The sequence below is a fragment of the Pseudoalteromonas sp. UG3-2 genome (assembly GCF_037120705.1).
In the GTDB taxonomy this organism is placed as follows: Bacteria; Pseudomonadota; Gammaproteobacteria; order Enterobacterales; family Alteromonadaceae; genus Pseudoalteromonas.
In genome coordinates this window covers 3,152,139-3,174,042 of the sequence record NZ_JAWLJU010000002.1, presented here as the reverse complement: position 1 = coordinate 3,174,042, position 21,904 = coordinate 3,152,139, and the positions used below count along the sequence as shown (strand labels likewise).

Annotated in this window: 21 protein-coding genes; 9 read left to right on the top strand and 12 right to left on the bottom strand. The window is 46.2% G+C overall.

What is annotated here, in order from left to right:
* Nucleotides 1-31 precede the first annotated feature (31 nt).
* The 3 genes from R3P39_RS17440 to R3P39_RS17430 form a co-directional block, all read right to left on the bottom strand.
* Nucleotides 32-1,261, bottom strand: a complete 1,230-nt coding sequence (locus R3P39_RS17440) for an ammonium transporter (RefSeq protein ID WP_336569046.1) — start codon at nt 1,259-1,261, stop codon at nt 32-34.
* A gap of 14 nt (nt 1,262-1,275) precedes the next feature.
* The gene (locus R3P39_RS17435) at nt 1,276-1,614 is read right to left on the bottom strand and encodes a P-II family nitrogen regulator (RefSeq protein WP_336569044.1); all 339 of its coding nucleotides are present in this window, start codon (nt 1,612-1,614) and stop codon (nt 1,276-1,278) included.
* Nucleotides 1,615-1,800: 186 nt separating this feature from the next.
* Complete coding sequence (locus R3P39_RS17430) at nt 1,801-3,030, bottom strand: diguanylate cyclase (protein WP_336569043.1); 1,230 nt, start codon at nt 3,028-3,030, stop codon at nt 1,801-1,803.
* Nucleotides 3,031-3,440: 410 nt separating this feature from the next.
* Between R3P39_RS17430 and R3P39_RS17425 the strand changes: the two genes are divergently transcribed.
* The 5 genes from R3P39_RS17425 (at nt 3,441) to serA (ending at nt 8,246) form a co-directional block, all read left to right on the top strand.
* Nucleotides 3,441-4,952, top strand: coding sequence for a S10 family peptidase (locus R3P39_RS17425; RefSeq protein WP_336569042.1), 1,512 nt, complete (start codon nt 3,441-3,443; stop codon nt 4,950-4,952).
* 136 nt (nt 4,953-5,088) lie between these two features.
* Nucleotides 5,089-5,622, top strand: a complete 534-nt coding sequence (locus R3P39_RS17420; RefSeq protein WP_336569041.1) for a hypothetical protein — start codon at nt 5,089-5,091, stop codon at nt 5,620-5,622.
* Nucleotides 5,622-6,239 carry a 5-formyltetrahydrofolate cyclo-ligase gene (locus R3P39_RS17415; protein ID WP_336569039.1) on the top strand — a complete coding sequence of 206 codons (618 nt, stop codon included), beginning with the start codon at nt 5,622-5,624 and terminating at the stop codon, nt 6,237-6,239. The genes R3P39_RS17420 and R3P39_RS17415 overlap by 1 nt, the downstream gene beginning before the upstream one ends.
* 112 nt (nt 6,240-6,351) lie before the next feature.
* Nucleotides 6,352-7,005 (top strand): ribose-5-phosphate isomerase RpiA, encoded by a 654-nt coding sequence (gene rpiA / locus R3P39_RS17410; RefSeq protein ID WP_336569038.1) that lies wholly within the window; start codon nt 6,352-6,354, stop codon nt 7,003-7,005.
* 11 nt (nt 7,006-7,016) lie between these two features.
* Nucleotides 7,017-8,246, top strand: coding sequence for a phosphoglycerate dehydrogenase (serA, locus tag R3P39_RS17405; RefSeq protein WP_336569037.1), 1,230 nt, complete (start codon nt 7,017-7,019; stop codon nt 8,244-8,246).
* Between the two features lie 106 nt (nt 8,247-8,352).
* Here serA and mdh read toward each other — a convergent pair whose 3' ends face one another.
* A complete protein-coding gene (gene mdh, locus R3P39_RS17400; protein WP_336569036.1) occupies nt 8,353-9,285 on the bottom strand; it encodes a malate dehydrogenase in 933 nt (310 codons plus the stop codon).
* A 655-nt stretch (nt 9,286-9,940) separates the two neighbouring features.
* Between mdh and argR the strand changes: the two genes are divergently transcribed.
* Nucleotides 9,941-10,408, top strand: a complete 468-nt coding sequence (gene argR / locus R3P39_RS17395; protein WP_336569035.1) for a transcriptional regulator ArgR — start codon at nt 9,941-9,943, stop codon at nt 10,406-10,408.
* Between the two features lie 23 nt (nt 10,409-10,431).
* On the opposite strand, the gene R3P39_RS17390 is transcribed toward argR, so the two are convergent.
* The 5 genes from R3P39_RS17390 to R3P39_RS17370 form a co-directional block, all read right to left on the bottom strand.
* Nucleotides 10,432-11,346 (bottom strand): Dyp-type peroxidase, encoded by a 915-nt coding sequence (locus R3P39_RS17390; RefSeq protein ID WP_336569033.1) that lies wholly within the window; start codon nt 11,344-11,346, stop codon nt 10,432-10,434.
* 29 nt (nt 11,347-11,375) lie between these two features.
* A complete protein-coding gene (locus tag R3P39_RS17385) occupies nt 11,376-12,407 on the bottom strand; it encodes an ABC transporter ATP-binding protein (RefSeq protein WP_336569032.1) in 1,032 nt (343 codons plus the stop codon).
* Nucleotides 12,408-14,039 carry an ABC transporter permease gene (locus R3P39_RS17380; RefSeq protein ID WP_336569030.1) on the bottom strand — a complete coding sequence of 544 codons (1,632 nt, stop codon included), beginning with the start codon at nt 14,037-14,039 and terminating at the stop codon, nt 12,408-12,410. It abuts the gene before it with no gap.
* The gene (locus tag R3P39_RS17375; RefSeq protein ID WP_336569029.1) at nt 14,039-15,043 is read right to left on the bottom strand and encodes a Fe(3+) ABC transporter substrate-binding protein; all 1,005 of its coding nucleotides are present in this window, start codon (nt 15,041-15,043) and stop codon (nt 14,039-14,041) included. Before R3P39_RS17375 ends, R3P39_RS17380 begins: the two co-directional genes overlap by 1 nt.
* Nucleotides 15,044-15,971: 928 nt before the next feature.
* Nucleotides 15,972-16,637: a tRNA-uridine aminocarboxypropyltransferase gene (locus R3P39_RS17370; RefSeq protein ID WP_336569028.1), complete on the bottom strand. Its 666-nt coding sequence runs from the start codon at nt 16,635-16,637 to the stop codon at nt 15,972-15,974.
* 140 nt (nt 16,638-16,777) lie between these two features.
* On the opposite strand from R3P39_RS17370, the gene R3P39_RS17365 reads away from it, so the two are divergent.
* Nucleotides 16,778-17,320, top strand: coding sequence for a GNAT family N-acetyltransferase (locus R3P39_RS17365; protein WP_336569027.1), 543 nt, complete (start codon nt 16,778-16,780; stop codon nt 17,318-17,320).
* 66 nt (nt 17,321-17,386) lie between these two features.
* Here the strand turns inward: R3P39_RS17365 and R3P39_RS17360 are convergent, their stop codons facing one another.
* The 3 genes from R3P39_RS17360 to zntR form a co-directional block, all read right to left on the bottom strand.
* A complete protein-coding gene (locus R3P39_RS17360; RefSeq protein WP_336569026.1) occupies nt 17,387-18,484 on the bottom strand; it encodes a lysophospholipid acyltransferase family protein in 1,098 nt (365 codons plus the stop codon).
* Nucleotides 18,485-18,651: 167 nt separating this feature from the next.
* Nucleotides 18,652-19,863 carry an SO_0444 family Cu/Zn efflux transporter gene (locus tag R3P39_RS17355; protein WP_336569025.1) on the bottom strand — a complete coding sequence of 404 codons (1,212 nt, stop codon included), beginning with the start codon at nt 19,861-19,863 and terminating at the stop codon, nt 18,652-18,654.
* Nucleotides 19,856-20,263 carry a Zn(2+)-responsive transcriptional regulator gene (zntR, locus tag R3P39_RS17350; RefSeq protein WP_336569024.1) on the bottom strand — a complete coding sequence of 136 codons (408 nt, stop codon included), beginning with the start codon at nt 20,261-20,263 and terminating at the stop codon, nt 19,856-19,858. The genes R3P39_RS17355 and zntR overlap by 8 nt, the downstream gene beginning before the upstream one ends.
* Nucleotides 20,264-20,354: 91 nt before the next feature.
* On the opposite strand from zntR, the gene R3P39_RS17345 reads away from it, so the two are divergent.
* On the top strand, nt 20,355-21,302 hold the full coding sequence (locus tag R3P39_RS17345) for a D-2-hydroxyacid dehydrogenase (protein ID WP_336569022.1): 948 nt from the start codon (nt 20,355-20,357) through the stop codon (nt 21,300-21,302).
* A 195-nt stretch (nt 21,303-21,497) separates the two neighbouring features.
* Nucleotides 21,498-21,878, top strand: a complete 381-nt coding sequence (locus tag R3P39_RS17340) for a DUF3192 domain-containing protein (protein ID WP_336569020.1) — start codon at nt 21,498-21,500, stop codon at nt 21,876-21,878.
* Nucleotides 21,879-21,904: the final 26 nt, after the last annotated feature.

The following is a 21,904-nucleotide window of genomic DNA, read 5'->3' as shown; positions in this document are numbered from 1 at the left end:
TGACCGAGAGCCAATTGCTGTAATGCAGTTACTACTGTCCGCGAACTGTCACGAACTCGGGATAGGCATCGACGCCACAATCATGTTGATCCATACCACTGAGCTCTTCTTCCTCACCCACACGGATCCCCATAGTGGCTTTCAATACACTCCAAACAACGTAGGAAGCGACGAAAACAAAGCCTAAAATCGTTACTAAGCCAACGGCTTGACCTTGGAAGGTGGCATCGGCATTAGAAAATGGCACCATCATCACCCCAAGAGCACCACACACACCGTGCACCGAAATAGCCCCTACCGGGTCATCTACTTTTGCTTTATCCAGAGCGACAATGCTAAATACCACTAATGCACCACCTAAAGCACCTAAAATACAGGCCAGCATTGGTGTTGGTGAAGCCGGCTCAGCCGTAATAGTGACCAGCCCGGCCAAAGCACCGTTTAATACCATGGTTAAATCCGCTTTGCCCCACATTAATTTGCATACCAGTAATGCAGCGATAGCGCCTGCTGCTGCAGCAGCATTGGTATTCAACATAATTTGACTTACCGCTATGGCGTTTTCTTTATCTGCTAAAAACAGTTGCGAGCCGCCATTAAAACCAAACCAGCCCATCCACAAGATAAATGTACCTAATGTGGCAAGTGGCATGTTAGAACCTGGGATTGGGTAGATTTCACCATTTTTGCCATACTTTCCTTTGCGAGCGCCTAGCAGCAGCACCCCGGCAAGCGCCGCAGCAGCACCCGCACCGTGCACAATTGCAGAGCCAGCAAAGTCAACAAAGCCCAGTTCAGCAAGGAAGCCACCGCCCCACGTCCAATAGCCCTCAAGCGGGTAAATAAAGCCGGTTAATACCACACAAAAAACCAAAAAGGCCCATAGCTTCATGCGCTCCGCCACGGCCCCTGAGACAATCGACATCGCAGTGGCCACAAACACCACTTGGAAGAAAAAGTCCGATTGCAATGCATGATCGGCATCGGCTGACGGGCTACCAATTAACGCGCCAAGGCTTGGTAAGACACCTCCTTCAGCGTTATCTACATACATAATGTTGTAGCCAATCAGCAAATACATAGTACAAGCAATGGCGTACAGAGCGACGTTTTTAGTAAGGATTTCAGTGGTGTTCTTAGAGCGCACTAAGCCTGCTTCTAACATGGCAAAACCCGCTGCCATCCACATCACTAGCACCCCAGAAATAAGAAAGTAAAACGTGTTTAACGAAAATTGTAGTTCTATTATTGTGTTTTCCATCGTTCGGTCACCCCTTAAATTGCCGCTTCGTCGAATTCGCCAGTGCGGATCCGAACGATTTGATCTAGGTCGTATACAAAGATTTTGCCGTCCCCAATTTTGCCGGTATACGCTGCCTTGGTCAGTGTTTCTACCACGCGCTCGGCGTTTTCACTTAAGGTGGCTATCTCGATTTTTATTTTTGGAATAAAGTCAACTTGGTATTCGGCGCCGCGATAGAGCTCGGTATGGCCGCGTTGACGACCAAACCCTTTAACATCTACCACCGTCATCCCTTCGATCCCGAGATCGGCGAGCGCCTCACGTACCTCATCAAGCTTAAATGGTTTTATTATTGCACTTATCATTTTCATGCTGAGTCCCCTTAGGACAGTTGATCCTGTTAAGAGCAGTAATCCAACCTTTGTGCCAACCTTTTTACTTGTTTATTTACAGAGGGTTATAAATATCGAAAGAATAAAACGCATAAAAAATGCACCATATAGGTGCATTGTTCCGAGCGCTGAACTGCTTTGGTGCGTCGCAATAACGGCAAATGATTAATGCACCATCACACAGTTTCTTTGTCGCTCTTTGGCTTGATATAGGGCTTTGTCGGCTTTACGCATCACTTCACTCAAGCTCTTAGTTTGGCAAGCAGCCAGACCAATACTGATGGTGCAATGGTGATTGTCCTCGACCAGCTTAAAGGGTTGCTCAGCCAGTCGCTTGCGAAAATCCTCTAGCATCTGTGTCGCCACTGCCATATCGGAACTAGGAATGAGCAAAGCAAACTCTTCGCCGCCAATACGGGCAACCACGTAGTGCCCAAACGCACTGCGCAATAAATCGGCAACTTGCTTTAACACTTCATCGCCACTTTCGTGACCAAAGCGGTCGTTGATTGCTTTAAAGTGGTCAAGATCAAGCAGTGCGAGAATATACTGGCTTGGCTTGGCTTTTATTAGCCGCTCTGCCTGTTGACAAAAATAGCGGCGGTTATAGAGCCCAGTTAGGTAATCACGGTGCGCATACTCTTTTATTTCTGCAATCAGATTCAGCTGTTCCATGGTTTGCATGATTCGGCAATGGAACTCTTCATTCATAAAGGGCTTAGCTAAAAAGTCATTGGCCCCATATTTGATAAATTTAGCGGATAAACCGTGGCTTCCTGCACCAGATAAACCGATAATAGCGAGTTCGTCACGACCACGACTATTACGGATCGACTTCACCAGCTCAAAGCCATCCATGGTGGGCATAGCAAAATCGGTCAGTAACAGTTTGATATCGTGATCTGCGCTGAGCATCTCTAACGCTTGCTCACCATCCTCTGCCTCCAATACCGTAAATAGCTGCTTTTCTAGCATTTGTCGCATCACCGCACGACTGATGACCGAATCATCTGCAATCAAAGCTTTGCATCCCTGGTTACGCAATAAGCGTGAGGCCAGTTTGACGGCGTACAAATAAGAATCGCGGTTATCTTTAATGACATAGTCGACCACCCCCATCTCCAGCATTTGCTGGCGGCTGTACTCGTCGATTTTTGAGGTCAATACTACCGTGGGAATATCATGACTGAGGGTGAGCTGCACCACTTCGGCATCCATGGCATCGGGCAGGGTTAAATCCACCAGCGCTAAAGTATATTGGTGCTGGGCTAAAAAGGCCTTACTTTCCTTGAGGGACCAAGCAAAATCAATTTCGACATCTAGGTGCAGTGCGGTGAGGTGCCGCAACACCTGTTGCACCACTTTGCTGTCTTCAACAATTAAAACTCTTTGCATGGAGTGAAATCTCTTTTATCGATCATGTCATCTAATCAGCAGGTTTGGCGGGAGCAAATACACCATAAGCAAAGCCAAGGGTTAACGTATGGCTTTAATTGATGTGTGAACACAGTTTGTTATGTGTGCTTACCAACAGGTGCTAATAAATGGGATCGATTACCTATACTACGATAAAGCAGTGAAACAAGAATTTAACGAGGCTAAATACTTTATTACTACGAACATAAGTATTAAATATACGCGAAATCTGCGCTAAAAAAAACCAATTGCGTTGCAATTTAAGGAAACATGTCACCTTATTAACGCCATTCCTACCGTCTGTTTTGTTGGTTTTATCTCAATGACTTTGAAATTCAGGCAAAATCCCTCTTTAATGCGTAAATAACAAAACAAACACCGAGGGAATAATGAAAAAACTTCTGCCATTATTACTCGTCAGCTGCTCTTTGCTATCTGTACCTAGTTTAGCAAACGAACATCAGCGAGCGATTGAGATAGATCACAAAGTAACAACTGAACATCGTACTGAAATTAACGGCGAACGGATCAATTACACCGCCACTACCGGTACTCAACCAGTGTGGAATGATGACGGCGATGCCGTGGCGACCCTGCACTACACCTACTACAAGCGCAGCAAAGTCAAAGACATGAGCAAACGCCCACTGCTGATCTCTTTCAATGGTGGCCCAGGCTCAGCTTCAGTATGGATGCACATTGCTTATACTGGACCACGGGTATTAAAAATTGATGACGAAGGCTACCCATTACAACCTTATGGGCTAAAAGATAACCCATACTCTGTGCTAGACGTGGCTGACATCGTTTTCGTCAACCCAGTCAATACGGGTTATTCACGGGTGCTGAAAAACGAAGATGGCGAGTATCCCAGTAAAGCACAACAAAAAGACATGTTTTTTGGCGTCAATGCAGATATCAAGTATTTGGCTGAATGGCTGAATACCTTTATTCACCGTAACCAACGCATGCTATCGCCAAAATACCTGATTGGCGAAAGCTATGGTACGACCCGAGTATCTGGCTTAGCTCATGCCATGCAAAACAATCAATGGCTGTATTTAAATGGTGTGGTTCTTGTATCACCTACGGACATTGGCATTAAACGAGAGGGTCCGGTAAAAGCTGCCAACCGCTTACCTTACTATGCCGCTGCGGCCTGGTACCATAAAGCCCTGCCCAACGAGTTACAAAGCAAAGACCTATTAGAGGTGCTTGAGGAAGTCGAAAGTTACACTATCGACAGCTATTTACCTGCGTTAGCTAAAGGCGCCTTTATCAGCGAGCAAGAAAAGCAAGCAGTTACTAAGGCGGTGGCTAAATACAGCGGCTTGAGCGAGCAATTTGTCGCGCAAAATAATCTCGACATTCCAACTTCTGCATTTTGGAAAGAATTACTGCGTGATCGTGGTTATACCCTAGGACGCTTGGATTCGCGCTATTTGGGAATTGATAAACGCGATGCTGGTAACCGTCCTGATTACTGGCCAGAGCTCACTTCATGGCTACATTCATTCACACCAGCTATCAATCACTACTTTAACGCCGAGTTAAACTATAAAACAGACGTTAAGTACAATATGTTTGGCCCAGTTCATCCTTGGGATCGTAGTAATAACAACGTAGGCGAGCAGCTACGTTTGGCTATGGCACAAAACCCTTACCTAAATGTGATGATCCAATCTGGCTATTATGATGGCGCCACTAACTACTTTGATGCTAAATACAATATGTGGCAACTCGACCCCAGTGGCAAAATGCGTGACCGCCTTAGCTTTAAAGGCTATCGCTCTGGTCATATGATGTATTTACGTCATGAAGATCTACGCAAATCAAACGATGACCTGCGGGAATTCATCTTAAATACCATTCCAGATAAAGGTCAGTCAGCCCTTTATTAAGTGATATTTGGGGAGGCGAGTAACCGCTTCCCCGCTACTTCAGCCCAGCCAAAACAAGAAATCCCTTTAATCACTCTACAGTTAGGTATAATCTAGATATACTCATTAATAATCATAATTGAGCTAGGTAGTTGCTATGAGTGAGCAATTTAAAGTGGTTTTTGCCGGTATGGCACAAGGCCGTGATCCACAAGCCGCCGCCACCACACTGGCAGAAAAGCTAAAAACCTCGGTCAGCAAAATCGAGCAATTCTACAAGGGCAAACCGTTATTTGCCCCCGCTGATAAAAGCAAAGCATTAAAGCAGGTTAAGTTACTTGCCAGTGTTGGTATTGGTGCTAAGCTGCAAGCTCAATCAGCCACTGCACAGCCGCAAAGTGCTGAACAAGAGCGCGTTTTTGAGGCGCTTGACTACATCACCAGCAGCCTGATCAGAATTGAAGAGCGTCTTGAAGACATAGAGTCTCGCATCGGCTATCAAGGTCATGATGAAGTGACCGAAGAGCCAGAGGACGAGTGGGAATCGAAAGAGCTATTTGATGAGTTTGACTTTGAACCGACTCCGCCAACAAAATCCAAAGCCTGGCTGTATTACTTACTGGCAGTGCTGGTGATCTTATTTATTATTTTAGGCGTCGGCTTGTTTTTCCCTGAGTGGCTCGGCATGTAATGAGTAAAAGTAATACCCATATTAATAAAATTCATAATCAACGCAGTCAAATCCGAAAAGCCATCAGGGAGTCAAGAAATTCACTGACTCCCGAACAACAACAACAGGCTGCCGCGCAATTAAGTATTAATTTTTTTCAACACATCAAACTCCCAAAACATGCCCGTGTTGGGCTCTATCTGCAAAACGATGGCGAGCTAGACACATCCCTTTTAATTCAAGAGCTTTGGGACAAAAACCACCAGCTTTTCCTGCCCATAATACACCCCTTTAATCGGCAAAATTTGCTCTTTCAAAAGTATGAAAAAAACTCACCCATGAAGCTAAATCGCTATGCTATCTTGGAACCTAAGTTGGATTGCACAGGCGTAGCACCACTTAACAGCTTAGATTTTTTGCTAATGCCGTTAGTGGCATTTGATCAGCAAGGCAACCGCCTTGGAATGGGTGGCGGCTACTACGATAGAACGCTGGCACAACACTACCAGCAACAGCGCAGCAAGCCGCAGTTAATTGGCTTAGCCCATGATTGTCAGAAGGTCGCACATCTGCCCGCTGCGGCGTGGGATGTGCCTCTACCGCAGATACTGACGCCTAGCCAGCTGTATCGCTGGTAGCCAGTAAAGACTGCAAGCTCAGCGCGGTGACAAATAGCGCGTTTTTCTCTGCCGCTGCCATTCGGATTGCGTTATACTGACCATCACTTTTAGACAACCAATGTGTGGCGTTATGACTCAAGATGAAATGAAAAAAGCCGCGGCCTGGGCGGCGCTTAATTATGTCGAAGAAAATACCATTGTCGGTGTGGGCACTGGCTCTACGGTAAATCACTTTATTGATGCCTTAGGCAGCATTAAAGACAAAATTAAAGGCGCGGTATCAAGCTCTGAAGCCTCAACCGAAAAACTAAAACAATTAGGTGTTGAGGTATTTGAATTAAATGACGTGTCTGAGCTGGCCGTTTATGTTGATGGTGCTGATGAAATTAACGCCAACAACGAAATGATTAAAGGCGGTGGCGCCGCCCTGACTCGCGAGAAAATTGTTGCCGCTGTAGCAAAGAAATTCGTTTGTATCGTCGACGATAGCAAGCACGTTAACCATTTAGGAGCATTTCCACTGCCAGTGGAAGTGATCCCAATGGCACGCAGCTACGTCGCGCGCGAGTTACTGAAGCTCGGTGGCGATCCGGTTTATCGCCAAGGGGTGGTAACCGACAATGGTAACGTCATTTTAGATGTCCATGGCTTACGTATTGACGCTGCCAAGTCGCTGGAAAAACAGATTAACCAAATCGTTGGAGTTGTCACCAATGGCCTATTTGCCGAGCGTGGCGCCGATATTGTCATAACAGGTACCCCAGAGGGGCCAAAAATTAACTAGTGAGAGTACAGATGAGCAAGGTTTCGTTAGCAAAGGATAAAATTCGCATTTTGTTGTTAGAGGGTGTGCACCAAAGTGCCGTAGAAACACTTAAGCGTAATGGCTATAGCAACATTGAATACGTGAAAACCTCATTGCCCGAGGCTGAGCTCATCGAACGCATTAAAGACGCTCACTTTGTTGGTATTCGCTCTCGTACCCACCTGAGTGAAAGCATCTTGGCCCATGCCGAAAAGCTGGTTGCGGTGGGGTGTTTTTGTATTGGCACCAACCAAGTCGACTTGGAAGCCGCTAAGCGCCGTGGTATTGCCGTATTTAATGCGCCTTTTTCAAACACTCGCTCGGTGGCTGAACTGGTGTTAGGTGAGATTTTACTGCTGTTACGCCGTATCCCTGAGCGCAATGCCAAAGCGCACCGTGGTGAGTGGGACAAATCCGCAGAGGGCTCGTATGAAGCCCGTGGTAAAACCCTAGGCATTATCGGTTATGGCCACATTGGCACCCAGCTTGGGATCATGGCTGAGCACACCGGTATGAAGGTGGAGTTTTACGATATTGAAGACAAGCTAACCCTGGGCAATGCTACGCAAGTAGCAACCTTGACTCAGCTACTGCAACGCGCCGACATTATCAGTCTTCATGTGCCAGAAACGCCACAGACCAAAAACCTCATTGGCATGGCGGAAATTGAAGTCATGAAGCAAGGCGCCATTTTAATTAATGCCTCTCGTGGTACTGTGGTAGACATTGATGCTTTGGCCGACGCCTTAGCCAATAAAAAGCTCTCTGGCGCCGCCATTGACGTATTCCCGGTGGAACCGAAATCAAACAGTGAAGAATTTATCTCACCGCTTCGTGAGTTTGACAATGTCATCTTAACCCCACACGTAGGCGGCTCAACCCAAGAAGCACAAGAAAACATCGGTATTGAAGTGGCCGGTAAGCTGGCTAAGTACTCTGATAACGGCTCAACCGTTACTGCGGTTAACTTCCCAGAAGTGTCGCTACCAGAGCTACTTAATCGTAGCCGTTTGTTGCACGTGCACGAAAACCGCCCAGGCGTATTAACGCAAATTAACCAAGCGTTTGCCCAGCATGGTATCAACATTGCGGCGCAGTACCTGCAAACCGACGATGCCATTGGTTATGTGGTTATTGATGTCGACAGTGACCACTCAGAGGTGGCATTGAAAGAACTCAGTGCCGTTGAAGGTACTATTCGAGCCCGTATTCTGCACTAATACCAATCCGCATTAATACTCGAGTGGCAATAGCCGCTCGAGCTCAAGACATAAAAAAACCAGTCACTTCATATGAAATGACTGGTTTTTTGTGTCGATTTGGCAATTATGCCATGAAATCAACACCTTCTTTGATGTCTTTTTCTAGTGTCGCTAGCATGTCGTCTTTTGCTTTTTGCTCAAACGCGCTTAGCTCACCGTAAGGTAGAAGCTTTTCTACGCCATTTTTACCAAGTACAACGGGTTGTGCGAAGAACTCAGCGTCGCCAGTGTTACCTTGTACATAAGCGTACTCTAGTACTTCTTCACCCTGTAGGCCTTTCACGAGAGAGAAGCAGAAACGCGCTGCTGCTGCACCCATAGAAAGCGTCGCAGAGCCGCCACCGGCTTTTGCTTCAACCACTTCAGTACCAGCGTTTTGGATACGCGTTGTGAGTGCCGCAACTTCTTCATCAGTAAACTCAACGCCTTCAACTTGCGAAAGCAGAGGAAGGATCGTTGTACCTGAGTGACCACCAATAACAGGGATCTTCACTTCAGACACGTCTAGGCCTTTTAACTCAGCGATGAAAGTTTCTGCACGGATAACGTCAAGTGTCGTTACACCGAATACGCGGGCTGGGTCATAAGTACCTGCTTTTTTGAATACTTCAGCAACGATTGGAACCGTGCCGTTTACTGGGTTAGTGATAACACCAACAAGGGCCTTCGGACAGTTTTTAACAATGCCTTCTGCCAACGTTTTGATGATGCCCGCATTGACATTAAATAGGTCTGCACGGTCCATACCCGGCTTACGCGGCATACCTGCAGGAATAAGTACCACATCAGCACCAGCAAGCGCAGGGTCTAGGTCATCTTTACCGTAACCTGCTACTTTCACTGCAGTTGGGATGTGAGATAAGTCAACTGCAACACCCGGTACAACCGGTGCAACGTCATAAAGCGCTAACTCAGAGCCAGCTGGAAGACCGTTTTTTAGCAATAAAGATAGAGCTTGACCGATACCGCCAGCGGCACCTAATACAGCAACTTTCATGTGAATTCTCCATAATTTGAAGGTGGAATTGAGTGTGCAGTAAAGATAATGAAAAGCGCTAGTAAACACAAATTAATCGCGCTTATTTTCGAGATTTTTTGACTAATGTCTTAAGCAAAAGTGTAAAGATCGTGACACTTCGCGCTTTACGGCGATAAACTGGGAACGGTGGCGCTGAATGGTTACTAAACCAACCGCTGCATACCCACTGCATAAATGGTGTGTAATGAAAACGCTATAAACCACGTTTAGCTGTAGAACCTGGCTTTTAGTTGGCCATTAGTTTTATCGGGTATTAAATGAATAAATTTAAACTTATCAAATATTTCAGTTTGATTTGCTGGGGCGCATTTCTAACTTACCTGGTACTTTTAAGTGAAAACAAGTTTAACGTTGCTTCGTTAGATTTTTCTTGGCTTTGTCTTTCGTTTTATTTTGCCACTTCCTACGACGAAAAAAATAGTAAGCTGGAGTTTTATGCACTTTCCGTCTTAAACACGTTAAATATTGTCTTTGTGGTTGCTCTGTACATCCAATACCTAGGGTGATCCTATTTATTTGCGGCTACAACAAGCATCTTAAGCATATATACGGTGTTGGGTATTTCGGCGCTTTTGTGTAGAATTTAAAGATTAGCCGTAGAAGAAGACAAGTTATGCAAGCGCAAGAAAAACAAGAAGCCCTTATCAAAGCCTTTAAAGCCATTTTAAAAGAAGAAAATTCTGGCTCGCAAGGGGAAATTGTTGAAGCACTTAAAGAGCAAGGTTTCGACAATGTCAGTCAAAGTAAAGTATCTCGTATGCTCAGCAAATTTGGCGCAGTTCGTACCCGCAACGCCAAACAAGAAATGGTTTATTGCCTGCCTGCAGAAATGAGTGTACCCACGGCAAAAAGCCCACTGCGCCAGCTTGTGGTTGACATCATGCACAATGAAATGATGATCATTATTCGCACCAGCCCAGGGGCCGCGCAACTAATTGCTCGTTTATTAGACTCATTAGGCACAGCAGATGGGGTGTTAGGAACCATTGCTGGTGATGACACGATTTTTATCGCACCTGCGAAAATTTCGGAAATTGACGTTACCCTCGACAAAGTCAAAACACTGTTTGATAACGTCTGATCCTAAGCCAATACGGATTGGGATCACTCTGGCATTTTTGCCATCACGGTTAAAAACTCCAAGGATGGCGCGAAAAACGCGGAGCCCATGTCAGCACTGCTGTAATCCAAAATAGGATCGTAGCGCTGGCCCTCCCCTAGGCGACTTTGTAATACCTCTGCAAAGGCATCGCCTCGGGCACTGCAGCTCATATACAGGCTGCCTTGTTCAAAGACATCGCCAAAGGGCATGCTTTGATTCAGTAATAGAGGTTTACCCTGCTGATCTTTCAGTTCTGTTGCTTGCGCATGGTTAAACTCGCTCGGCTCGGACAGTAAGTCATTATCGAGGCGAGTTCGGCCCATCAGTTGCTCTTGCTCAGCGAGCGACAGCGCTTGCCAGCGCATTAAATCAAACTTAACTCGTTGAACGTGAATGTAGCTACCGAGGTGATCTGCGGCATTGGGGTTGTGCACCAAAGCGACTTCTCTTTTAGTACGTCCACGGGGAGTATCGGCGCCATAAATAAAACCATTAAAGTCACGGCCATCTAAAAAACGAAAGGCTCGCACATGGGCCACCAGCTCCACCATGCCATTAAGCATGTGTAGTACGCTTTGCGCAAAAATATGATTCACGTCTTCGCGATCGGAACGAATAACATACAGTAAGTCGAACGGCTGGCTATGCACCGCATGCTCTGCTTGAGGGAAGTGGGGGAAACTGTGCAAGCCCTTAGGAATAAACTCAGGGTAAATGTGCGGCCAATATTGCGCACCAACGGCAACAAAGCTCGACAGCATGGATTCCGAAAAGCGATCTTCCAGCTCTTCTTGTAAGCGTCCACAATTGGCTAACGCCGCGCGCAACGCTTCATCTTGCCCTTCGAGCACGTTGAAGAACAAATGCAAGCCGTGTAGGTTTGCTTCAGCACATACACCGGATTGGGCAAGCGCCATGCTCTACTCCCTGTTCTATTCATTTAATGTTAAGAAAAGAAATTTACAGCATGTGCCTTAATTTTTAAAGAGACAGGTTGATTTAAGTCCAGTGGATCGCTGGCAGGGTGTGCCACTTCCAGCTCCTGTCCCTGAAGAGCAACACGATAAATATACTCAGTCCCCATAAAGCGCTGCTGCAAAATATCGACACCGCCTTGAGGGCTGTTTTCTAACGTGACGTGCTGTGGGCGTAAATACATTTCCCCTTTAGCATTATCATTTCCCAGCTCTATCAACGATTGCACCGCACCAAACTGGGTTTCTACCGCCGCGCCATTGACCCGCTGCGCTGGGATATAAATCCCCTGCCCGAGAAACTCTGCCACCATTTTGGTGTTTGGCCTTTGAAACAAGGTGCGCGGCTCTCCAACCTGAGCAATTTTCCCTTTGTCCATAATCGCTAAGCGATCGGCAAAGGCAAACGCCTCTTCTTTGGAGTGACTGACAAAAATGGCCGACACTGCTTGGTTTTTAATAATTTCACGAATTTCATTGATCAGCTGAAAACGTACTTGCGCATCAATATTAGAAAAAGGCTCATCGAGCAGCAGTAAATTAGGCCGATAGGCTAACGCTCGAGCTATGGCAACGCGTTGTTGCTGGCCCCCTGACAACTCATGAGGATAGCGCGAACCAAACTGCTCTAGCCTAACCAGTTCGAGCATTTCGTTGACTCGCTGACGGCGCTCTTGCTTATTTTTTTGCGTTAACCCAAAGGCAATGTTTTGTGCCACAGTCAGGTGTGGAAACAGCGCATAGTCTTGAAACATCATGCCAATGTTGCGCTTTTGTGGCGGCACAAAGCCCCTTTCGCCATTCATTGCTTTACCAAGAATCGTCACAGAGCCTTGATGAGGTTCAATCAGTCCCGCTATTGCCTTAAGGGTGGTGGTTTTACCACAGCCACTGGCTCCTAGTAAGCAGACAATCTCGTTTTGCTCGACATTGAGGTTTAAGCCGTCAACCACAGGCTCACCATCGTAACGATATGAGAGATTTTCAAGCACTAAACTATGCATTTAACTACGCTGCTCCATAGAACGATTGACTACATACAGAGGGATGAGGCCCACCACCACAATAAACAAAGCCGACACCGATGCCAATTCTAACTGCTCGTCACTGACATACTGAAACACGTGTGTCGCCAGAGTTTCGTAATTAAATGGGCGCAATAATAAGGCCGCAGGGAGCTCTTTCATACACTCAATAAAAACCAGCAATGCAGCGGTGAGGATACCGCGCCTAAGTAAGGGCAAATGCACCCCTAGCATGGTTTTAAAGCGGCTACGACCAAGGGAAAAGCTGGCCATGTCTAAACTTGGACTAATACGCTGATAACTGGACTCCACCGCCCCTTGAGCGATGGCATAAAATCGCACGATGTAAGCAAACACCAATGCAAACAAGGTGCCGCTGAACAATAAGCCCGGCTCAAAGGCCGTGCCTTCCAGCCAGCTATTGAGCTTATCGTCAAGTAGCGTCAGTGGAATTAACACCGCAATGGCCAATACGGTGCCAGGCAAGGCATACCCGGTACTGGCAAGCTTTCCTGGCATGGTGGTGCGCTTACCGCTGCTAATACGCTGGTTAAACACCACCAACATGCTCAAAATAATTAAGACTACACTGACCCAACTGGCAATTTTTAAACTTTGCCAAGCATAAAGGAAGAACGCATCATTCCAGGCTTGATCAAAATAATTTACCGCATAGTCTGCCAACACCCAAGTTGGAATAATAAACGCTACCGTTAACACCAGACCACAAAAGCCGGTGGCAAGCCAAGCAGAGGAGCCTTTTAAATAATATAAGGTGGTGCTGTTAACGCTGTTTTGGCGCTCGTGCACCACTTGAGTTGGACGGCTGAGACGCTCTAAGGTCAGCGCTAAAAATAAAAACAGCAGCATGATCCCTGAGATTTTTGCCGCGGCAGTAAGCGAGTAATACCCCAGCCAAGTGTCATAGACCGCGGTTGTCAGGGTGCTTACCGCAAAGTAATGCACCGTGGCAAAATCCGCCATGCTTTCCATGCTAATTAACGCCAATCCAGCCACAATGGCGCCACGGGATAAGGGCAAACTAACCTTAAAAAAGCTCGCTACCGGTGATTTACCCATTAACTGAGACGCTTGCACTAATTTAAACGACTGCTCTCTTAGGGCGGTTCTAAAAATTAAAAACAAATAGGGATAGAGCACCAAGGCAATCATGGTAATGGCGCCGGCAAGGGTTCGTATATCGAAAAACCAATAGTCATCGGGAGACTGCCAACCAAACCAATCACGCAAGGCAATTTGCACCGGCCCAGCATAATCCAGTAAGTCGGTATAAACATAAGCAATAAGGTAAGTAGGCATGGCCAATGGCAGCATCAATGACCATTCAAAGAAACGCCGTCCTGGAAAGTCGCAATAAGCGGTTAACCACCCCAGTGGCAGAGCAATCAGCGCGCACAGCACACAGACGCCAAAGATTAAGATGACGGTATTGGCGACATAATCCCACAGGACGGTGTCCCAAAGGTGAGAAAATACTTCTGAGTCGGGTTGTAATGACTCAACAATAAGAAACATCAGCGGGACTGACAGGCCTAAACCTATCAGCCACGCAAAACTCTGCCATTTAGACAGCGGTAATGATAGTTGCATTAAAGGTCAAATTTTACCTCATCGATTAGCTTGAGTGCTAATGGACGGTATTTACTGATCTCTGACAATGGTAGGCTGTCTTCCTTAAACTCACCCCAAGATGCCACAAGTTCCGATAACTCGACGCCAGGTTTTACTGGGTACTCCATATTCGTCGACGCATACATGTTCTGCGCCTTATTGTCCGTCATAAACTCTATCAGTTTCAAGGCATTTTCAGTATTTTTAGCGTGCTTGGTCAAGACCACGCCAGATACATTAACATGAGCGCCACGATTTTGCTGGTTAGGGAAGTTAATATTCACCGCTTCAGCCCAGGCTTTTTGCTGCTCGTCTTGCATCATTTTGCCGTAGTAGTAGCTGTTACCAATGGCTAGATCGCACAGCCCTTCTTTAACCGCTTTCACTTGAGCGCGGTCATTACCTTGTGGTTTACGTGCCAGGTTTGCCTTAACACCTTCAAGCCAAGTTTTGGTTTTGGCTTCACCGTGATGCGCAATCATGGAAGCGACCAGACCCAAGTTGTATGGATGCTTACCAGAGCGAGTGCAGATTTTGCCTCGATATTGCTCATCCGCGAGCGCTTCATAAGTCAGCGAGTCCATTTCACCTAAGCGCTCTTTTGATGAATAGACGCTACGTACACGCTTAGTTAGCGCAACCCACTGCCCCTGCGGATCGCGAAACTTTGCAGGTACGTTGTTGTCGACAACATCACTGTCAATCTCTTGTGTTAGCCCTTCATCTTCAAGTTGGATCAGAGCGCTGAAGTTAGAAGTTAACACCAAGTCTGCACGACTGTGCTTTCCTTCCCGCTTAACCCGCTCAATTAGGCCTTTTTTGGCAAAAACCACATTGGTTTGAATGCCCGTTTGTTTAGTAAAGTCATCCAAAATAGGTTGAATTAAGAATGGCTGGCGAAAAGAGTAAATATTTACTTCGTCTGCAGCAACAGCAGGCAAACACGTAAGCGTGGCCAGTAAAGTGACAAGTGCTTTTTTCATGTAAACTCCATAGAGAAACAATAATTATTATCAACTAATTCTACCTATATTCTGACATTTTTACACCCTCAATCTCAGTCAGTATTGTTTGAAAAAGGTAGGTGCTATCGTTAAGCGGCAAGTTCGCTGTGAGATATCTCTCACTTAGTTGACAGTTATTGAGTAAAAAGTAGTGTAAATAACTAACCAAAACCATTTAACCCATTGAAATTTAGATTTTTTTATTTTTTCTCTAACTCAGAAACAAAGATAGGTTACTTTTTGTACCCCGCATTTTTCTCTCTCCGGCATATACTGTATTTGTCTCATGAAGAGCGCGATTGGACGATTGGAATTTGCTCAGGGTAGGAAAACCAGCGGAATGGTTACCGTAATGGATTGGCGGTTTATCAGAGCGAAGGCGCACATTACAGGGTGTGATGGCATTACAGGGTAAAAGGTCGGCTCAAGCAGAGCCTAGGAATGCTTCAAGGGGAGAAGCCAATACGCTAAAGGTAAGCGTTACTGTAATGGAAATACAGTCAGTTAAGGATGAAAACGGACGGTATATAGGAAGTACTGGCAAACTTTAGGTACATGGATGTTCACTTGCCGCATGAGTTTGGTTGCTATAACAGCCAACTAAAGCGGCTCAGGTGTCAATGGAATACTAAGGTGCACTTAGTACTGACACAGTGACTTAGGAAGTCACATGAAAGGAAAAGTGAGCTTGGATGAGCTCAACCGGTAAAGGAAGCCAAATGGACAACACAGCGGACGTTACAAGCTAATGGACACAGAGCTATCGGCTCTTATTCGCAGAAACACAACACCAAGCGATGCCATGGATGAGGACAGATTCAGGACGTTGATACCCTCAACTTTGCAGGATGCAGTTAGAAGATTCCGTTAGCGCGACTCACCTGGTGGGTCGCGCTCTTCTTATGGCTTACAGCTTACTTCGCTTGCCCTTTAAATAGGCGTCTCTAAAATCAATAAAATGAGCCGTTAGCTTTTCGGCGGCGTCATATTCCCCAGCTTCATCAAATAGCACGCACGCCACCTCGGCGGTACCAAGTTGATGCTCATGCGGGGCAATTCTGAGCTTATAGTCGGATAATTTTTGCGGTGCAATGGAAAGCACAGGAAAGCTGTCTAAATATGGGCTTTTGCGAAACATCTTTTTCGCTTCGCGCCAAGTGCCATCTAAAAAGATATACAGTGGCTTTTTCCCATTCTGTGCAGGAACGGTTTTAACCACTCGCTGTGGTGCCACGCCTTGCTCAGGAAATACCACGATGGGATTATATTGTGGGTCATTAAGCAGCGCGAGTAGTTCAGGATCGGGCTCAGTTCTGTCCCACCTAAAGGCGTGGTTATCAGGAATAACATCCGCAATTAAACGCCCAGTATTTGAAGGTTTAAAGCTTTCGTTATGATACATCAGCAGGCAAACAGCACACTCTGTATTAGCTACCTCTACACGGTCGCAAATGCACAAGTGCGAGGCTAATAAACATTGCTCACATCTGGCCAACTTCGAGCCTCTGGCTTTATATTCTCGCTGTGCAGCCGCAATTTGCCGCTGCCGAAGTGCTAATACTGCGTTTTTCACTGTGATCCCCGCCTAAAAATGCCGGCGTATTCTAATCAAGTGCTAATCAAGCGTCTACGTAAACTTTTATACTTTATCGCTTGTTGCCGGTATCAACTAAGATACACTTTAGCTTAGTTATTGAAGCACAATTAGAAAATATGAATATTACTCCCTCACCAAGATTACGCTATCGGCTTTTAAATGCTGCGGACCTGTCATTGCTGGCTGATTTAGACAGTGATCCCGAAGTGATGAAATTCATTAATGGCGGTCACCCCCACTCAGTGGCAGATATTAAGCAGACATTTATTCCGCGCCTTACATCTTATGTGAACCCCGAGAAAGGTTGGGGCCTGTGGGGCTGCTTTGATATTAGTAGTACAGCATTTCTAGGGTGGCTGCTGGTCAGGCCTATGGGCTTTTTCGACACTACGCGTAATGACCAAGATATTGAGCTGGGTTGGCGCTTTAAAAAGCAAACATGGGGCAAAGGGTTAGCCACTGAGGCCGCGGCTCATATCATGGCCCATTTGCGCGCTCATAACCCAAAAATTGAGCAGTTCAGCGCCATCGCTATGCCAAACAATAAAGCCTCAATTAAAGTGATGACTAAACTCGACATGGAGTTTGTTAAACAAGGGGTGCATCACGACCCCTTAGGTGATTTGGATGTGGTGTACTACACCTTGCAAGTTAAGTAAGGTTATTACCGCCTGCTTTTAACTTTGTACATCACACACTTGCAACTAGGCCAGCAAAGGGGGGGGTTATGATGTTCCTTTACGACGAAGTGGTTCAGCATACATACTAAGAACCAGCTGTTGCAGCTCTTCTGGCACTGACTCCAACTTAGAGATAAAGTCGGCTTTATCTTTAGGGCTAACTTGCTCGTCATCTCCTGCAGCAAGGTGGTTGGTGGAGTGCAAATAGTACAGTGCTAAAATTTGTTTATCGATCACTTCGGCCAACTCGTCAGGATTGGCTACATCAGCGCTAATGGGATCGCCAAAAGCCACATGGACATGGCCCTTGTCACTGCTAAAGCCCTCAACAATACTGGCAATGTCTTCACCTTCGGCCTTAACGTATTCACCAAACTGTTTTTTATGGTAAAGCTCTTTCGCTTTAGAGATGGCACAGGGTTCGTATTGATACGAAATGGCCACTGGCACTATCTTCAACTGCTTAATGTACTGAGCAAAATCCAGCTTCTGTTTGCGGCCATGCAGTTGCAACATTTTTAATAGTGCAGGATCGGTTTGGTCTACACCGTCTTTGGCACGCCCTTCTTTTTGCGCAATCCAAATTGAATTCCCTTCAGATAGCGAATCATAAATATATGCAGAGAGCTGGCTAAGGGCTTTTAACATTTCTTTCGGTGCCTTTGCCGAGCGCTTCACAATAAAGCTTTTATTGAGACGCATTAGCTCTGTGATATAGGGCACTTGTAACAAGTTATCACCAATGGCGATACGTACCGTGCGCATATCCTGCTGGTGCAGTCCCCAATTTACTAAAGCAGGGTCAAGGACAATATCGCGGTGGTTTGAGATAAACAAATAAGAAGTGTCCGAGTCGAGCGTCTCTAAACCAGAATAAGTCACTTTGCTGGTGGTTTTATCAATCAGGATCTGTAAGTAGTGGGCAACTTCCTGTTGTACTTGCTCGATAGTTGATACCTCACCCCACTTCTTCTTGAGCTTCATTCTCACCAGCGGACGTGCAATGGCAGGCCAAGTACTCAACCACTTTGGGAGATTGTATTTGGCAATGACATCAATAAACTGATTATCAGCCATTAAGCGAGCTAATGCCGGTGCAACTTCATCATCATTATAGGGTCTTATATCAGCGTACTTATCCACTCTTACTTCTCAAATTGTCGGATTATTGAATACTGGCAGGCATTCTATCGCGCAAAATAACGTCGCGCTAAGCATTTCAGCTCTGACCACCTAAATGAGCGACAATCTTGGAATATAAAATGCTTAGCAGAAGCCTGTTGATGGTACCAAGAAAGTACCATAATTCATTATCTTCTAACAACTTTACCTAAATTGAGTATAGCCAAGCGCAATAGCAATGCCGCCAGTAACAGCCCCATGACTAACGTCAACCACGCAGGCAAGAGTTGATGCTCTTCCCCAATCATGGGCGTCACCACAAAACCAAAGCGTTCCACTAGGAAGTCGGTGATAAAACCAAACAGCACTGCGACGGCAATCACACCGGTTAAGTAAGCCAACACTGCTCGTTGTCCCAACTCTTTACCAACAACGCCAATGGTTGCAATATTGGTAGCTGGTCCTGCCAACATAAATACCAGCACGGCGCCAGGGGATACCCCTGCTAGCAACAAGCCTGCCGCGATGGGAGTTGAGGCCGTAGCGCAGATGTACATCGGAATACTAATGAGGATCATCGCGGTCATCGCCAGAATGCCACTGCCCCATTGCGATAAAAATGACTCGGGTACAAAGGTTTGCACCAAAGCGGCAAAGAATAAACCGATTAACAACCACACCGCCGTGTCGGATAGCAGCTTATTACAGCTAAACTTAATCGCCGCAGTGAGTTTCGTAATGAGGCCGTTGGCTTCACTGGGGCTTTTACTTTCGCAGCAGCTGCTTTGGCTCGCTGTATCACTACTGCTGCCACAGGACACCGCTGCTTGGCTTTGCGTTGCACAGCATGAGGCGGTGTCACTCGCCGTTGCCTCAATACCACTGGACGCCGCCTGCGCTGTGGTCTTGGTATCGCAACACGAGCTGGCTTGTGGTACAGCAGCGCCACCAGCGCAGCAACTTACTTGCGGCTCCACAGCTGCTGAAGGCGGTGTAGGCTGCTTTTCTCTACCGACTAATACCCCAGCGGTAATTGCGCTGCATATTGCAGCGATGGGCCGGATAACCGCCATAAATGGTCCCAGCAGAACATAAGAAACCGATATCGAGTCGACTCCCGTTTCAGGAGTAGAGACTAAAAAGGCCGTAGTGGCACTTTTTGAGCCACCAGCTCGCCTAAGTCCAACGGCGGCAGGTATTACTCCACAAGAGCACAATGGCATAGGTGCGCCGATCAAGGCAGCCTTGACTGTGGTCCAAAACCCCTCTTGTCCTAAGTGTCGCTGAAGTAGATCTTTGGGAATAAAGACATTGAGCAACCCTGCCAATATTAACCCCAGTAATAACCAAGGTGCTGATACTAAAAAAAGTTGCCAGAAGTTTAGCAATAACTCACTCATCAAGGGCCTCCAAGGCAGTTAAAATGGAACAGCTGACCGCCGGTTCTTCGCCACCACAGCATTGCTGTGCCAGAGTTGACAGTGATTGTTCAAACTTTGTCAGCTCAGCAATCCGCGCTCTCACTTGATCACGCTTGGCAATTGTCAACGCTTTCACTTCCTCACAGCTGTGCTGTTGTTTTTGAAATTGAATTTTAAGTAAATCTTGTATTTCTTTGAGGCTAAAGCCAACCTCTTTAGCGCGTAGAATAAAGCGCATCTGTTTTTCACTTTGTTCGTCATACAAGCGATAACCGGAAGCGCTTCGACTTTGCGGCTGTAATAACTGATTGGCCTCATAATACCGCAAAGTATCGGTAGACACGCCTAAGCGTTTTGCCAACTCACCTATTTTAATCACTTTACACCTCCGGTTTGGCAAGAATATCTTAGTCAACGATGATAGTATAAACCTTAGAGTTAACTCTAAAGTCAAGTAAAGGACAGGTATAATGCAAATTGTGGTACTCGATGCCAAAACCCTAGCAGGCACAGATCTTAGCGCACTTTCTCAGCTTGGAGAGATCACTGTGTATCAAACGACTAACAGCGAGCAACTGCTGGAACGATGTCAGCACGCAGAAGTGATTGTTACCAATAAGGTTAAGCTAGATGCCACGTCATTAGCACAACTTGCCAAGCTTAAGCTAATTTGTGTGGCCGCGACAGGCGTCAATAACGTCGATTTGGATGCCGCCAAAGCGCAACAAGTTGCCGTTACCAATGTTGCTGGGTACTCAACGCCATCGGTGGTTCAGCATACTTTTACTATGTTGGGTAACCTACTTACTAATATTCACCGCTACCAGCAAGACTGCCAAGCGGGACGCTGGCAGCAAAGCGATATCTTTTGTCGTTTAGATTACCCCATTGCCGAAATACATAACAAAAATTTTGTTATTGTTGGCTATGGTGCGCTGGGTCAAGCCGTTGCTCGCGTTGCCGACGCCTTTGGTGCCAATGTCATTATCGCAGAGCGCAAAGGGGCCACTGAAGTGCGTTCTGGACGCCAAGCGTTTACACAAGCATTAGCTAAAGCTGATATTGTTTCAGTGCACTGTCCATTGACCAGTGAAACCAACGACCTAATTGCAGCCGACACCTTAGCACTTATTCCAGAGTCCGCCGTGATCATAAATACCGCTCGCGGTGGCATCATTAATGAATACGATCTGGCACAAGCATTACAACAAGGCCAAATCGCTGGTGCCGCCGTCGATGTGCTTTCGCAAGAGCCGGCACAGCCAGACAATCCATTGCTGCAGTATCAAGGTGACAATTTACTATTAACACCGCACACCGCCTGGGCAAGCCAAGAAGCCATTATCCGCTTGGTCAATGAAATTGCCGCTAATATTCGGGCGTTTAAGCAAGGCGAGCAGCGTAACCGAGTTGCCTAAAGTACATTAGCGAAACTCCTCAACTTGTTGATGAATTTCGCTAATAGTTAGTGGGAAAATAAATTCAACCAGCAAACAAAACGGCTAACACATTGTTTTTAAAATATTTAAATTTTTGGCAAACTATTTGCTGTAAACTCATTAACGAAATCATTTCCCCACTCATGGGGTGGGTCATTTACAAAGGAAATAACAATGAAAAAAGTATTACTCATCGCTGCGCTTAGCTCTACACTTCTATCAGGTTGCATCGTGGCTGTGTCTGATGGCGAGGTTGATCATGGCTGGGCATCAGACTACAACTCATCGAGCTGGCAGCATCAACAAAAACAAAACCGTGAGAAAATTTCTGAACTTGAAGTGGGCGCTGACTTTAAAACAGTGAAAGAGCTGTTTAAGACACCAAACTTTACTGAGCTGGTAAGCAAAGACGGTGACAGTTACCAGGTTTTATACTACGCCACAAATAGCAAGCACTCAGATGGCAAAGTAACCAAAGACGAATGTACGCCGCTAGTATTTAAAAACCAAAAACTGATTGGCTACGGCGACAATGCCCTCGCTCAAATTAAATAACAGAGCTCACTCTGCTGCGGGGTGCC

Excerpts from the sequence above, each read along its gene's own strand:
- rpiA (WP_336569038.1), top strand. The coding sequence starts at position 6,352 with ATGACTCAAGATGAAATGAAAAAAGCCGCGGCCTGGGCGGCGCTTAAT.
- argR (WP_336569035.1), top strand. The coding sequence starts at position 9,941 with ATGCAAGCGCAAGAAAAACAAGAAGCCCTTATCAAAGCCTTTAAAGCC.
- R3P39_RS17390 (WP_336569033.1), bottom strand. The coding sequence starts at position 11,346 with ATGGCGCTTGCCCAATCCGGTGTATGTGCTGAAGCAAACCTACACGGC.
- R3P39_RS17345 (WP_336569022.1), top strand. The coding sequence starts at position 20,355 with ATGCAAATTGTGGTACTCGATGCCAAAACCCTAGCAGGCACAGATCTT.
- serA (WP_336569037.1), top strand. The coding sequence starts at position 7,017 with ATGAGCAAGGTTTCGTTAGCAAAGGATAAAATTCGCATTTTGTTGTTA.
- mdh (WP_336569036.1), bottom strand. The coding sequence starts at position 9,285 with ATGAAAGTTGCTGTATTAGGTGCCGCTGGCGGTATCGGTCAAGCTCTA.
- R3P39_RS17355 (WP_336569025.1), bottom strand. The coding sequence starts at position 19,863 with ATGAGTGAGTTATTGCTAAACTTCTGGCAACTTTTTTTAGTATCAGCA.
- R3P39_RS17385 (WP_336569032.1), bottom strand. The coding sequence starts at position 12,407 with ATGCATAGTTTAGTGCTTGAAAATCTCTCATATCGTTACGATGGTGAG.
- R3P39_RS17430 (WP_336569043.1), bottom strand. The coding sequence starts at position 3,030 with ATGCAAAGAGTTTTAATTGTTGAAGACAGCAAAGTGGTGCAACAGGTG.
- R3P39_RS17365 (WP_336569027.1), top strand. The coding sequence starts at position 16,778 with ATGAATATTACTCCCTCACCAAGATTACGCTATCGGCTTTTAAATGCT.
- R3P39_RS17425 (WP_336569042.1), top strand. The coding sequence starts at position 3,441 with ATGAAAAAACTTCTGCCATTATTACTCGTCAGCTGCTCTTTGCTATCT.
- R3P39_RS17340 (WP_336569020.1), top strand. The coding sequence starts at position 21,498 with ATGAAAAAAGTATTACTCATCGCTGCGCTTAGCTCTACACTTCTATCA.
- R3P39_RS17415 (WP_336569039.1), top strand. The coding sequence starts at position 5,622 with ATGAGTAAAAGTAATACCCATATTAATAAAATTCATAATCAACGCAGT.
- R3P39_RS17420 (WP_336569041.1), top strand. The coding sequence starts at position 5,089 with ATGAGTGAGCAATTTAAAGTGGTTTTTGCCGGTATGGCACAAGGCCGT.
- R3P39_RS17375 (WP_336569029.1), bottom strand. The coding sequence starts at position 15,043 with ATGAAAAAAGCACTTGTCACTTTACTGGCCACGCTTACGTGTTTGCCT.
- R3P39_RS17435 (WP_336569044.1), bottom strand. The coding sequence starts at position 1,614 with ATGAAAATGATAAGTGCAATAATAAAACCATTTAAGCTTGATGAGGTA.
- R3P39_RS17440 (WP_336569046.1), bottom strand. The coding sequence starts at position 1,261 with ATGGAAAACACAATAATAGAACTACAATTTTCGTTAAACACGTTTTAC.
- R3P39_RS17380 (WP_336569030.1), bottom strand. The coding sequence starts at position 14,039 with ATGCAACTATCATTACCGCTGTCTAAATGGCAGAGTTTTGCGTGGCTG.